12 protein-coding genes and 3 tRNA genes are annotated in these 12,343 nt (G+C 73.1%); 10 read left to right on the forward strand and 5 right to left on the reverse strand.

Translation table 11 applies throughout. The features are described from left to right. Nucleotides 1–10 precede the first annotated feature (10 nt). Nucleotides 11–826, reverse strand: coding sequence for an isocitrate lyase/phosphoenolpyruvate mutase family protein (locus tag ACIBD9_RS04940; RefSeq protein WP_396714623.1), 816 nt, complete (start codon nucleotides 824–826; stop codon nucleotides 11–13). A 71-nt stretch (nucleotides 827–897) separates the two neighbouring features. Between ACIBD9_RS04940 and ACIBD9_RS04945 the strand changes: the two genes are divergently transcribed. The 4 genes from ACIBD9_RS04945 to ACIBD9_RS04960 all read left to right on the forward strand — a co-directional run bounded on the left by ACIBD9_RS04945 (nucleotide 898) and on the right by ACIBD9_RS04960 (nucleotide 3,462). After that, nucleotides 898–1,737: a DUF5937 family protein gene (locus ACIBD9_RS04945; RefSeq protein ID WP_396714625.1), complete on the forward strand. Its 840-nt coding sequence runs from the start codon at nucleotides 898–900 to the stop codon at nucleotides 1,735–1,737. Further along, on the forward strand, nucleotides 1,685–1,876 hold the full coding sequence (locus ACIBD9_RS04950) for a helix-turn-helix domain-containing protein (RefSeq protein ID WP_396714627.1): 192 nt from the start codon (nucleotides 1,685–1,687) through the stop codon (nucleotides 1,874–1,876). Before ACIBD9_RS04945 ends, ACIBD9_RS04950 begins: the two co-directional genes overlap by 53 nt. 205 nt (nucleotides 1,877–2,081) lie before the next feature. Next, on the forward strand, nucleotides 2,082–2,816 hold the full coding sequence (locus tag ACIBD9_RS04955) for a GNAT family N-acetyltransferase (protein ID WP_396714629.1): 735 nt from the start codon (nucleotides 2,082–2,084) through the stop codon (nucleotides 2,814–2,816). A 178-nt stretch (nucleotides 2,817–2,994) separates the two neighbouring features. After that, complete coding sequence (locus tag ACIBD9_RS04960) at nucleotides 2,995–3,462, forward strand: winged helix-turn-helix domain-containing protein (protein WP_387175883.1); 468 nt, start codon at nucleotides 2,995–2,997, stop codon at nucleotides 3,460–3,462. 63 nt (nucleotides 3,463–3,525) lie between these two features. Here ACIBD9_RS04960 and ACIBD9_RS04965 read toward each other — a convergent pair. The 3 genes from ACIBD9_RS04965 to ACIBD9_RS04975 form a co-directional block, all read right to left on the reverse strand. Further along, nucleotides 3,526–3,600: transfer RNA gene (locus ACIBD9_RS04965), tRNA-Val, on the reverse strand. 13 nt (nucleotides 3,601–3,613) lie between these two features. Then, nucleotides 3,614–3,684: transfer RNA gene (locus ACIBD9_RS04970), tRNA-Cys, on the reverse strand. A gap of 34 nt (nucleotides 3,685–3,718) precedes the next feature. Then, nucleotides 3,719–3,791 (reverse strand) — tRNA-Gly (locus ACIBD9_RS04975). A gap of 387 nt (nucleotides 3,792–4,178) precedes the next feature. On the opposite strand from ACIBD9_RS04975, the gene ACIBD9_RS04980 reads away from it, so the two are divergent. The 3 genes from ACIBD9_RS04980 (at nucleotide 4,179) to ACIBD9_RS04990 (ending at nucleotide 8,514) form a co-directional block, all read left to right on the forward strand. Next, entirely contained in the window at nucleotides 4,179–4,781 is a 603-nt protein-coding gene (locus ACIBD9_RS04980; protein WP_238658360.1) for a TetR/AcrR family transcriptional regulator, read from the forward strand. Between the two features lie 80 nt (nucleotides 4,782–4,861). Continuing rightward, on the forward strand, nucleotides 4,862–5,443 hold the full coding sequence (locus ACIBD9_RS04985) for a TIGR03086 family metal-binding protein (protein WP_396714632.1): 582 nt from the start codon (nucleotides 4,862–4,864) through the stop codon (nucleotides 5,441–5,443). A gap of 140 nt (nucleotides 5,444–5,583) precedes the next feature. Next, the gene (locus tag ACIBD9_RS04990) at nucleotides 5,584–8,514 is read left to right on the forward strand and encodes a M36 family metallopeptidase (protein ID WP_396714634.1); all 2,931 of its coding nucleotides are present in this window, start codon (nucleotides 5,584–5,586) and stop codon (nucleotides 8,512–8,514) included. A 43-nt stretch (nucleotides 8,515–8,557) separates the two neighbouring features. Here ACIBD9_RS04990 and ACIBD9_RS04995 read toward each other — a convergent pair whose 3' ends face one another. Further along, complete coding sequence (locus ACIBD9_RS04995) at nucleotides 8,558–9,451, reverse strand: hypothetical protein (RefSeq protein WP_396714636.1); 894 nt, start codon at nucleotides 9,449–9,451, stop codon at nucleotides 8,558–8,560. Nucleotides 9,452–9,601: 150 nt separating this feature from the next. Here ACIBD9_RS04995 and ACIBD9_RS05000 point away from each other — a divergent pair, with 150 nt between their 5' ends. Genes ACIBD9_RS05000 through ACIBD9_RS05010 form a run of 3 tightly spaced genes read left to right on the forward strand, consistent with a single transcriptional unit; the run spans nucleotide 9,602 to nucleotide 12,341 of the window. Beyond that, complete coding sequence (locus ACIBD9_RS05000; protein ID WP_396714638.1) at nucleotides 9,602–10,270, forward strand: class I SAM-dependent methyltransferase; 669 nt, start codon at nucleotides 9,602–9,604, stop codon at nucleotides 10,268–10,270. Nucleotides 10,271–10,279: 9 nt separating this feature from the next. Next, nucleotides 10,280–11,470: a cytochrome P450 gene (locus ACIBD9_RS05005; RefSeq protein WP_396714640.1), complete on the forward strand. Its 1,191-nt coding sequence runs from the start codon at nucleotides 10,280–10,282 to the stop codon at nucleotides 11,468–11,470. Nucleotides 11,471–11,492: 22 nt separating this feature from the next. Further along, nucleotides 11,493–12,341 carry a polysaccharide deacetylase family protein gene (locus ACIBD9_RS05010; RefSeq protein WP_396714642.1) on the forward strand — a complete coding sequence of 283 codons (849 nt, stop codon included), beginning with the start codon at nucleotides 11,493–11,495 and terminating at the stop codon, nucleotides 12,339–12,341. The last annotated feature ends 2 nt before the right edge of the window (nucleotides 12,342–12,343 follow it).

The raw sequence follows: 12,343 nt of genomic DNA on the forward strand, positions 1-12,343 counted from the left end.
TACGCGCCGGTCAGCGCATCAGCGCGTTGAGCGTGCCGTAGTCGATGGCGTCCGCCAACGCGCCGTACGTGCCGGCGCCGAGCGCCTCGTTCGCCGCGCGGCGGGCGACCGCGTACGCCGCCTCGGCGACCGAGGAGCCGAGGCTGACCCGGGCCACTCCCAGCCGGGCCAACTCCTGCACCGTCGGCGCACCCGGCCCGGCCAGGACGTTCAGCGGCGCCGGCACCGCCCGCACCAGCACTCCGATGGTCACCGGATCGACCACCCCCGGCACGAAGATGCCGTCCGCACCAGCGGCGAGATAGGCGCTGGCCCGGGCCACGGTTTCGTCGACGTCCCCGGCGCCGGTGAGAAACGTGTCGATCCGGGCGTTCACGAAGAGCGGCAGGCCCGCCGCGTCGGCGGCGGCCCGCACCGCGCCGATCCGGGCGCACTGGTCGGGCACGTCCCGCAACGGCGGGCCGGCCTCCCGTCGAGCGTCTTCGACGTTCACGCCGACGCCGCCGGCGTCGAGCACCGCTCGGGTGGTCACGCCCACCTCCGCCGGCGTCGCACCGTAGCCGGACTCGATGTCCGCGCTGACCGGCAGTGACACGACCGCGGTGATCCTCCCGATCAGGTCGACCGCGGCGTCGCGGCCGAGGACGTCGCCGTCGGACGCGCCCAGGCTCCAGGCGACGCCGGCGCTGGTGGTGGCCACCGCGCGGACGCCGGCCGCCGCCACGACGCGGGCGCTCGCGGCATCCCAGGCGTTGACCAGGACCAGCGGCGACCCGGGGGTGTGCAGGGATCGGAACAGTTCGGCTCGGGTGTGGTGTTCGCTCACCCGGCAAGTCTCGGGCGACCCCGTGCCCGGCGGTAATGTTTCAGTCCCAGCTGAATCCACCGGGGGGTGCCGTGGTCGCCATCAGCCTGTCCGCGGGTGCCGTCGCCCGCATCCGGTTCGCCGTCTCCTGCCTGTGGGAGGTCGTGGCGAGCGCCCGGGTGCTGCGCGACCCCGGCGACCACGCCGTCCATCTGCCCTGGGTACGCCGGGTCCGTCCGGCGCTGCTGGACGCCGGGTTGGTCGGCTCGGACGGCTCGCTGCTCTGGCAGCTCGTGCCGGCCCCGCCCGGCTACCTGGCCGACTTCCTCACCCCGCCGCACAGCGGCCTCATCCCGGACCTGACCGCCGAACTGGCCGTCCTGCGCGCCACCCCGGCCGCCACCGTCCGCGCACACCTGGACCTGTATCCGGGCGAGCGCACGCCAACACTCGCCGCCCTGTACGCCGACCCGCCGGCCGGGCTGCGCCGGCTGACCGAGGAGATCGAGGCGTACTGGCGGATCGCCCTGGCCCCGCACTGGCCCCGGCTGCGACTGCTGCTCGACGCGGACGTCACCGCCCGCGCCCGCACCCTCGCCGAGGACGGCGCGGCGGTGCTCCTCAACGACCTGCACCGCCAGGTCCGGTGGGAGGACGACACCCTGCTCGTCGCCCAGCGGCGCTGCCTGGCTCCGGACGTCGCGGACGGCCCGGGCCTCGTGCTGGTCCCGTCGGTCTTCGTCTGGCCGTCGGTGCTGAGCGTGTCCGCCGGGGACGCGCCACAGCTCGCCTATCCCGCCCGGGCTCGGCACCGTCTGGGAGCGTCCGAAGGGCGTGCCGGAAGCGCTGGCCGCCGTGATCGGTCGCGGGCGGGCCCGGTTGCTCACCGAGCTGACCTCGCCGGTCAGCACCACCGAGCTGGCCCGGCGTAGCGAGATGTCGCCCGCCGGGGTCTCCCAACACCTCACCGCACTACGCGCGGCCGGTCTGGTGGTGACCCAGCGAAGGGGCCGGACGCTGCTCAGCGCCCGCACCGACCTCGCCGAGGCGCTGCTCTCCGCCACCGGGTAGCCGGGTTCTTCGGGTGCGCGGCCTGCCGGAGGTCAGTCCAGGCAGGTGAGCGCGACCTCGGCGTAACGCGTCAGCGCCGCCCGGTCCGGGTTGATGACGCCCATCACCCACAGACCCTGGAGGCTGGTCCGCCGGTCGCAGCCGCCGAACCGAGCCGTTTCCGCTGCCCGAGAGGGGTTTCGGCAGCCGCGTTACGATCCAGATCATGGAGCCTCTCGACACGGTGCTGGCCGCGCACCGGGCGTACCTGCTCGGTTGGAACATCGGCGTCGCCGGGGGTCCGGACCTGCCGACCTACCGCAGTGACGTGCCGCACGCGCCCCTCAACGGCGTACTGCGGGTGGCCGGGCGTACCCCGCAGGACGCGCTCGCCGAGGCCCGGAGGCGCCTGCACGGCGTACCCCGGATCTGGTGGGTTGGCCCGGACAGCGACGCCGGCACCGCGGACGGCCTGGTCTCCCTCGGCGCGGTGGAGGTCGCCCGCATGCCGATCATGACGGTGGGGATCGGCGAGGTGGCCGATGTTCCGCCTCCCGCCGGCGTACGGATCGCCGAGACCACCGACCTCGCCGCCTTCGTCGCGGCCTACGCCCGGGTGTCCGGAATCCCGGCGGACGGCGTGGCGGCGACGATCGAACGGGAGAAGGCGTTCACCGGCGACGGCACGGTGCTCCGGCTCGCCGGTCGCCTCGCCGACGGCCAGGTCGTCGCGACGGCCGTCGGCTGGATCAGCCATGGTCTGGTCACCCTCTACCTCGTCGGCACCCAGCCCGAGCAGCGCCGCAGGGGCATCGGCGCGGCCATGACCAGGGCGGCACTCGATCTGGCACGTGAGCGGGGTGCCCGTACCGCCGCCCTCACCTCATCGGCCGTCGGCGAGTCGGTCTACCGCAGCCTCGGTTTCCGGCCGGTGGGCGAATTCCGCTTGTTGACCTTCTAGAGGCGAGCGCGCGCGGCCCGGCCGCGTCTGTGCCGGCGTGCACGGCAGCCGGCCGGAAAGCATTGACTACGGGGTTCAGACAGCGTTGTCTTTTACTGGCTCCTGGGGAGGTGCGACAGTGATCGACGATGTGTCCCTCGTCTTCTGCGTGACCGCCGACGTGTCAGTGCGCGAGCGGATGGTCCGCCGCCTGGACGGCCTCGGCACCCTGGTGATCTGCACCGATCTCGCGGAGTTGCAGGCGATGATCGGCGGGCCGATCATCAGCGGGCCGGCCCGGCCCTCCACCACCGCGCCCGTACCCGCCGCCGCTGCGGCCGCGGTCGCTCCAGCCGTCGGCGGGGCCGGTCGGATCAGCCTCGGTGACCTCACCATCGACCCGCTCGACCACCGGGTGACGTGGCGCGGAGAACCGCTGGCCCTGACCCGACTGGAGCGCAACCTGCTCACCCAACTCGCCACCGCACCGGTCGGGGTCTGGACGTACGAGAGGCTCTTCGAATCGGTCTGGGGCTGCGCGTTCCTCGGCGACACGTCGAGCCTGCACTCGGCCGTGAAGCGGCTACGCCGCAAACTGCACGCCGTCGACGACACCCTGCGTGTGCACACCGTACGAGGCATCGGCTACCGGCTCAGCGTCGACTGATGACCGTCGCGCCACAAGCGAAACGGCTCGTCACCGGGTCTTCCGGTAACGAGCCGTTCTCTCTGGTGGGCGATACTGGGTTTGAACCAGTGACCTCTTCCGTGTCAAGGAAGCGCGCTCCCACTGCGCCAATCGCCCGTGCTTGTTGCCGAGGTGGGGACGGGATTTGAACCCGCGTACACGGCTTTGCAGGCCGTTGCCTCGCCTCTCGGCCACCCCACCGAGGTTGCCCCCGTCATGCGTGGCGGCAGCTCCGAGCGGACGACGGGATTCGAACCCGCGACCCTCACCTTGGCAAGGTGATGCGCTACCAGCTGCGCTACGTCCGCACGCCCCCGGACGTTCCCGGGTGACGGATGAGAACTTTAGCCGAGCCGGTGTTTGACTGCCAACTCGGGGTCGCTTCGGCGCGTCCTGGATGGCCGGGGCTGGACCGGAACCACCTTCGGCGGGCTTCCTAGGGGGCTGACCCGGTGCCCCGATCCAGCACGGACCGTCACACTCCGACACCACCAGGCAATGATCGTCATCATCGCGTCGCATGCCCGACCATCGACGCCTCCGCACCTCGCCACTGGGCGGCGGACCTCGATGAACCCTCTCCGTGGAACGACCGACGACACCCGAAGGAAGTGTCCGGCTTCCGACTGTCACTGCGCGGATCGGCGCGTGGTGGTAACTGTTCGTGTTCACTCGGATGGGCTACGGTAACGGTCGTGACGAGACGTGCGGCCGAGATCCGCCTGGATGCCCTGCTGCGCACCGCCTGTGACGTGATCGTGGAGCGCGGGCTGGCCAACACCCGGACGGCGGACGTGGCGAATGCCGCGGGCGTGAGTCAGGCGCTGGTTTTCTACCACTTCGCCACCAAGGAGCGATTGCTGGCGCAGGCCTTCGCGTACGCGGTCGAGCAGGATCTGGCCCGACTGGACGTGGTGACCCGCTCCTCGGCCCCACCGCTGACCAAGCTCCGCCGGATCCTCAAGCTCTACACCCCGGCCGGGCGGGCGACCTCCTGGTCGATGTGGATCGACGGCTGGTCCGAGTCGCTGCGTACCCCCGAGTTGGAGAAGGTCTCCCGCCGGCTCGACCTGCGCTGGCGGCAGGACCTGGCCGCGGTGATCACCGCCGGGGTGACCGACGGCACCTTCCAGTGCGCCGACCCGGACGGGGCCGCCTGGCGGATCAGCGCGGTGATGGACGGCCTTGCCGTCCAACTCGCCGTGCACGACCGGGTGATCTCCCGCCGGCAGTTCGGCGAGTGGGTCCGGCTGGTCACCGCCCGAGAGCTCGGTCTGGACCCGACCGACCTGGACTGAGCCGGGCGAGCAGCACCGATCCAGCACCAGGCCGGGCAAAACGGACTCGGCCCGCCTCGCGGACCGGAACAATCGGCAGCATGGATCTCCTGGAGGCGTACCGCCGGAGCCTGGCCGAATTCATCGACCGGGTGGACCAGATCGAGCCCGGCCAGTGGTCCGACCCGACCCCCTGCTCGGACTGGGACGTCCGCACGCTCGTCAACCACGTGGTGACCGAGGACCGGTGGAGCGTTCCGCTGCTCGCCGGCCGGACCATCGACGAGGTCGGCGACCGGCTCGACGGTGACCAGCTCGGCGCCGACCCGATCGCGACAGCGCGGGAGGCCGCCGCGCAGGCCGAGATCGCCGCCACCCACCCCGGCACCATCGACCGCACCGTGCACCTCTCCAGCGGCGACACCCCGGCCGCCGAGTACCTTCGGCAACTCCTCGCCGAGCACCTCGTGCACGGCTGGGACGTGGCGGTGGCGATCGGCGCGCAGCCGCAGCTCGACCCGGACGCGGTGCACGCCGCCGCCCAGTGGTTCGCCGGTCAGATCGACGCCTACCGGCGCAACAACCTGGTCCACACCGGGGTACGGGTGCCCGACGACGCCGACGAGCAGGACCACCTGCTGGCCGCGTTCGGCCGCGACCCGGACTGGGCGCCGAACGACTGACCAAATCTCGATCTGTTGGTGCGATAGCGGCTCTGGACCTTGCCGCGACCTCGGGAGACTGATATCCACAGATGCGCATGCGTCACCGCGCATCTGTGGTCGGCGACTCGCCGGCCATCCCGCTCCCACGAGGAGGTCCCGTGCCACAACCGGAGTGGTCACCCCCGATGAGCCGGCGTCGACGCCGGCTAATCGCCATCCTGGCGACAACGGCGACGGTCGCCGCGCTGCTCCCCACCGGAGTGAGCACCGCGGCCCCCACCGGCGGCGCGGCGTCCGCCGAGCGCCGGTCCGGGCCGTTCGCCGAGGGGCACGCGCCCGCCGACGCCGACAACCGCACCGGTACGGCGGCACCTGACGCCCGCCAACGCGGCATGGCCCGCGCCGTCGACCCCGACGTCCGGTGGAACCGGCTCGGCACCCCGCAGGCGCTCGGCCCCGGTCGCACCCCGCTGGCCAGCGGGCTGCCCGCCGATCCGGAGGCCGCTGCCCGCGCCTACCTGGCCGCCAACCGCGACCTGTTCGGCATGGACGCCGCCGCGGTGGCCAGCATGGAACGGGTGCTGGTCCGGCCGATCGGCAGCGGCACCGTGGTCACCCTCCGGCAGCGCTTCGGCGACCTGCCCGCCGGGCCGGACGGCCTCGTCACCCTCGCGGTCGCCGACGGCGCGGTGCTCTCGGTCAGCTCCTCGCTGGCCCGGAACACGAACGCGCCAGCGCCGGCCACCCGCAGCGCCGAGCAGGCGTACGCCGCCGCGCTCACCGACGCCAAGCTGACCGCCGACGCGGTGGCCAGCCACACCATCCGGTCGGTGGCCGTGCCCACCCCGCTGGACGGGCCCCGGGCCGCCTACGAGGTGACCATGATCGGCGCGGACACCGAGCACCCGGCCGCGTTCACCAGTTACGTGGACGGCAGCACCGGGCAGGTGCTGGTGCGCGAGGACCTCGTCGACTTCGACTCCGACAACCCCAGCTGGGCGGTCTTCCCGGCCACCCCACCCCGCGACCTCGGCCCCGGGCAGGATCCCCGGGTGCGCTGGTGCGGCGACCCGAGCCCCGGCTGCCAGGCCGCCTTCCGCGACCCGGCCACCGGCCAACCGTGGGACGTCGACGCGGCCACCGGCACGCCGACGTTCACCTCGCGCGGCAACTCGGCCAACACGGTGCTGTCCTGGGGCGCGAACACCCCGGTCGTGCCGGCCCCGACCAGCCCGGAACGCCGCTACGAGTACCCCTTCACCGACCAGTGGCACCAGGCCCGGTGCAACCCCGGGGTGTTCACCTCGGCCCAGCGCAACGACGCGGACGCGTCGATCGCCAACCTCTTCGCCATGCACAACCGGATGCACGACTGGTCGTACCAGTTGGGCTTCACCGAGTCGGCGTGGAACCTCCAGGCGGTCAACCTCACCCCGTCCGGGCTGGGCGGTGACGCCGAGCAGGGCCGCGCCCAGCAGGGCGCGCTGACCGGCAACCGGAACAACGCCAACCAGGGCACCCCGCGCGACGGGCTGCCGCCGACCACCAACATGTACCTCTGGCAGCCGCAGGCGGGCGGGCCGTACCCGCCGTGCGTGGACGGCGACTACGACATGACGGTGATCGGCCACGAGTACACCCACGCGATCACCAACCGGATGATCGCCGGCCCGGACAGCGGGATCAGCGGCCACCAGGGCGGGTCGATGGGTGAGTCCTGGGGCGACCTGCTCGCCGCCGAGTACCTCTTCCAGCACGGGCTGCGCGCGCCCGGCGAGACGCCCTTCATCACCGGCGGCTACGTCACCGGCAACCTGGTCAGCGGCATCCGCAACTACGACCTGAGCCGCAGCCCGCTCAACTACTCCGACATCGGCTACAACACCGCCGGCCCGGCCGTGCACGCCGACGGGGAGATCTGGGGCGCCACCAACTTCCGGGTCCGCTCCGCCCTGGTCAAGCGGTACGGCCTCGGCACCCCGCAGCGACAGCTCGACTGCGCACAGGGGAAGGTCGCGGCGGACCAGTGCCCGGGCAACCGGCGCTGGTCGCAGCTGGTCTTCGACTCGTTCCTGCTCCAGGCCGCCAGCCAGGTCAGCATGCTCGACATGCGGGACAACATGCTCACCGCCGACCTGCTCCGCTTCGGCGGCGCGAACCAGGACCTGATCTGGGCCGAGTTCGCCCGCTCCGGGATGGGCCGCGACGCCGCCACCAACGGTGCCGGCGACACCGACCCGACGCCCAGTTTCGCCTCGCCGAGCGGTGGCAACGCGACGCTCACCCTGCGCCCGCGAGGGGACAGCGCCGACGCGCCGATCCGGGTGTACGTGGGGGCGTACGAGGCGCGGGCCGTGCCGGTGGCCGACACCGACCCGGCGACGCCGATCCCGGACACCGTGGAGATGGTGGCCGGCACGTACGACCTGCTCGCGGTGGCCCCCGGCTTCGGGCACCAGCGACTCAGCGCGGTCGCCAAGGCCGGTCAGGACGGTTACGTCGACCTGCGGATGAGCCGCAACCTCGCCTCCGCCGCGTCCGGCGCCACCGTCAGCGGCGACGGGGTCAACCTGGACCGGGTGGTCGACGACACCGAGGCCACGAACTGGGCCTCCCTGGACGGGGTCGCCGGCCGGCAGCTCACCGTGGCGCTGCCCGGGGACGCCCCGCAGACGGTCAAGCGGGTGAACGTCAGCGCGATGCTGCGCCCGGCGATCACCGGCGACGTCGACACCGGCGCCCAGAACGCGCTCAGTGCCCTGCGCTCGTTCGCGGTGTCCGCCTGCAACGCGACCACCACCGACTGCGCGGACCCGGCGCGCTGGCAGCGCATCTATACCAGCGCGGGGGACGCGTTCCCCGGCGGGGCGTACCGGGCGTACAGCCGCGACATCAACCTGCGGACGTTCGCGGTACCCACCACCCTCGCCACCCACCTGCGCCTCGAGGTGCTGGCGAGCCAGTGCACCGGCGGCCCGAACTACGCGGGCGAACAGGACGACGACCCGGCCACGACGACGGACTGCGCGACCGCCAGCCCGGCCCGCAGCCAGGTCAGGATCGCCGAGTTCCAGGCGTTCTCGAAGTGACACCGTGGGGCTGGCGGGTGTCCGCCGGCCCCACGGCCCTCGATCACCTGCGGGCCGGCCGCCGCCAGGGGTCGGCTACCGCCGGACGCTCCCAGCGCCGGTCCACCGGCGGGTCGTCGGTCTCGTCGGCGTCCCCGGCCGTGGCCCGGGTCAGGTGCCGCAGCCGCAGCAGCAGCCCCATCCCGAGGAAGAGCAGCAGCCCGCCGAGGAGGAACGCGGCCTGCACCACACCGAACGCGCCGGACTGCGAGACCGGGCGACTGGCCGCTGGCGGCGCTGCGTCGGCCGGGTACTCCGCCACCGGCTCCTCGGTGGTCGCACTCTCGTCCTCGGCCGGCGCACTCGCGGATTCGGTGGGCTCCGGCGGGGTCGCCGTCGGCTTCGGCGTACCGGTCGGGGCGCCGCCCACCCCCACCACCGAGCGGGTGGCGGTCTGCCGGGCCAGCAGGCGCAGGTTGGCGTCGTACGCCTCGGCGGCGAGGGTGACCCGCCCCTGGGTGACGTCCTCGGCGAAGGCCACCCGGTAGCGGGCGGTGACCGTGCGGCCCGGGCAGAGCGTGCCCGGGTCGAGCTGCCGGTCGGTCAACCGGGCCACGTCACCCTCGGTACGGATCTCCAGCGGAAAGTCGCCGGTCTCCTCCACCCGGTCCATCTTCACCTGGTCGAGTCGGAGGCCCTGCACGCTGAGCACCATCGACCAGCGCACCTTCGCGCACCTGGCGCGTCGATCCGTCTGGGAGACCACCGCGGAGATGGTCCGCACCTGCTCGCCGGCCGTGAACCGTCCCGGCAGGCCGCTCATCTCGGTGGTGAAGGCCGCCTGTGCCGGGGCGGCCGCCGCCAGCTCCACCCCGCTCAGACAGGCCAGCACCACCCCTGCCCTCAGCGCATACCGCCACACCGTCACCACCGCCGTCCTCCGTTCGGTCGCCTCCACCCCGCAACGCTAGAAGCGGGACACCGGCGGAACCAGACGGGTGTGTTCGCACCGGACGGCAAGGACAGGGTGGGTTTTCACCGAGCGTGGTGAACCGGTCACCACTCCCCCGCGACACGCCGGAAGTCGGCCCGCTGGGAGAATCACGCCGTGTCCGAGCTCTCCAGCACCTTCGTCCGGCTGCACGCCCGGCTGGCCCCGGTCCCCTTCGTTCCCGAGGTGCGGCTGCACCAGGCGGACGAGCCGATCGGGCTGTGGGAGCTGACCGAGGGCGAGTTCTCCAGCGACCGGCCGCCGCCGTTCTGGGCGTTCGCCTGGGCCGGCGGGCAGGCCCTCGCCCGCTACGTGACCGACCACCCGGAGCTGGTAGCCGGCCGCCGGGTGCTCGACCTCGCCTCCGGCTCCGGCCTGGTGGCCATCGCCGCCGCCCGCGCCGGCGCGGCGTCGGTGCGGGCCGTCGAGGTCGACGAGCTGGCGGTGGCGGCGGTCACCCTCAACGCCGAGGCCAACGGGGTACGCGTCGACGCCGAGTTCGGCGACATCCTCGACGGCGACGCCGGGGACGCCGAGGTGGTACTCGCCGGGGACGTCTTCTACAGCGAGGCGATGGCCCGCCGGGTCCTGCGGTTCCTGTTGCGCGCCGCCCGGGCCGGCGCGCCGGCGCTGGTCGGTGACCCCGGGCGGGCGTTCCTGCCCCGGGACCGCTTCGACGAGGTGGCCGCGTACGACGTGCCGGTGCCGGAGGCGCTGGAGAGCGTACGGGTGAAGCGCACCACCGTCTGGCGGCTGCGAGCGGGGTTGCCGGGGGCCGCCGGCTAGCGTGTCCGGGTGCTGTTCCGCAGCTGGGCGCAGGTGGCCGACACCGCATGGCCGGACGTGGCCCGGGTGCCGGACCACGTCGGCGGCACCCACCTGGTCGTGACCCGGCACGCGCTGGTCCGCGAGGTCCTCGCCGACCCGGTCACCTACCGGCCGGACAACGCGCTGGACGCGGTGACACCGATGCCGGTGACCGCGCTGCGGGTGCTCGCCGGGCACCGGTTCCGGCTGCCGCCGACCCTGGCGAACAACTCGGGCGTCAGCCACCCGCGGATCCGGGCGATCGTCGCGGCGGCGTTGCACCCCACCCGGGTGGCCGCGCAGCGACCCTGGCTCACCGCGCTGGTCCGGGACCGGGTCGCCCGGATCGGCGCCACGCTCGACGCCGGCGAACCGGTCGACCTGTACGCGGACCTCGCCGCCGACCTGCCGCTGCTGGTGCTGGCCCGGCTGGTCGATCTGCCGGACGCGCCGGTGGGCGCGGTCAAGGAGTTCGCCCGCGCCGCGCTGGAGTTGTTCTGGGCACCACTGGACGCCGACCGGCAGGTGGCGCTCGCCGCCGAGGTGGGCCGGTTCCACGGCGTACTGCGTGACTTCGCGGCCGTCGGTGGCGGGTTGGCCGCCGAGCTGCGCGCGGCCGGGCACCCGCCGGACGTGGTGGTCGGCGCGCTCTTCTTCCTGCTGGTCGCCGGGCAGGAGACCACCTCGCAGTTCCTCACCCTGCTGCTGCACCGGTTGGCCGGCGAGCCCGCGGTACGGGCCGGCCTGCGCACCGGCGAGGTCGCGGTGGCCGACGTGGTGGAGGAGGGGTTGCGGCTGGAACCACCGATCGTCACCTGGCGACGGGTGGCGACGACGGAGAGCACGCTGGGCGGCACCGAGGTGCCGGCGGGCAGCAGCCTCGTGCTGTGGCTGGGCCGCGCCGGTCGGGACCCGGCGGTCGTGGAGTCGCCCGACGAGTTCCGTCCGGGCCAGCGTGGGTCACGCCGACACCTGGCGTTCGGGGCGGGGGCGCACCGCTGTGTCGGGGACGTGCTGGCCCGCATGGAGGCGGCCGTGGTGGTGGCCGAGGCCGCGCCGCTGCTGGACGCGGTGACAGTGCTCCGCGAGCCCTGGTGCCCGGACAATCTCACCTTCCGGATGCCGGACGCGTTCGTGGTCGCCCGCTCCCCCGACGTCACCGGGCTGATCGGATCCTGATCCACTCGGTATGTTTCCGGGCGTGTCAGCCATCCCCACCCGTCGGATCCCTGCCGTCGTAACGCTTCTGGCGCTGCTGGCGTTGACCGCCTGCACAGTCGGTCCGGGCCACCCGGCCCACGCCCGGCAGGTCACCGCGGCCCAGCCGACGCCGTCCGCCCCGGCGCCGACCCCCTCGGCCGCACCGTCCGCGACCGCGAAGCCCGCGTTCAAGAGCCTGGCCTGGTACGTGTCCCAGGTGCCGACGTTTCCCGAGGCGCCGCCGCCGCAACCGGTGCCACTGCCGACGACCGGTTCGGCCCCGTTCTGGCACCGCCTGCCGACCGACCAGAAGGTCGCCTTCATCACGATCGACGACGGTGGGCTGGCCCGCCCGCCCGCCGTGGCCGACTTCATCTGGCAGGCCCACATCCCGGTCACGCTGTTCCTCAACTCTCCGGCGGCCGAGGAGCACGACGTCTACTTCCGGCAGATCCAGGTGGCGGGCGGGGTCGTGGAGAACCACACCATCAATCACAACTCGCTGGCTGGCCGGTCGTACGACTATCAGAAGCAGGAGATCTGCGGTGCCGCGGACAAGCTGGAAGGGCTGTTCGGCAAGCGGGCCACCCTGTTCCGTCCACCGTTCGGCGAGCACGACAGCACCACACTGCGGGCCGCGCACGACTGCGGCGCGAAGGCGGTCTTCCACTGGACCGAGACCGTCCACGAGGGGAAGGTGCGCTACCAGACCCCGGAGAAGGTGGTGCAACCCGGCGACGTGCTGCTGATGCACTTTCGGCCGGCGCTGATGGACGATCTTCTCGCGGCGTTGAAGGCGATCCACCGGGCCGGCCTCACCCCGGCACTGCTGGAGGACTACGTGCGGTGACG

It is taken from the genome of Micromonospora sp. NPDC050784 (assembly GCF_044456765.1).
Classification (GTDB): Bacteria; Actinomycetota; Actinomycetes; order Mycobacteriales; family Micromonosporaceae; genus Micromonospora; species Micromonospora foliorum.

What these genes read in the sequence shown, in the direction of transcription:
- ACIBD9_RS04960 (WP_387175883.1), top strand. Translation starts at nt 2,995, where the DNA reads ATGGTCCGCCGCCTGGACGGCCTCGGCACCCTGGTGATCTGCACCGAT.
- ACIBD9_RS04955 (WP_396714629.1), top strand. Translation starts at nt 2,082, where the DNA reads ATGGAGCCTCTCGACACGGTGCTGGCCGCGCACCGGGCGTACCTGCTC.
- ACIBD9_RS04985 (WP_396714632.1), top strand. Translation starts at nt 4,862, where the DNA reads ATGGATCTCCTGGAGGCGTACCGCCGGAGCCTGGCCGAATTCATCGAC.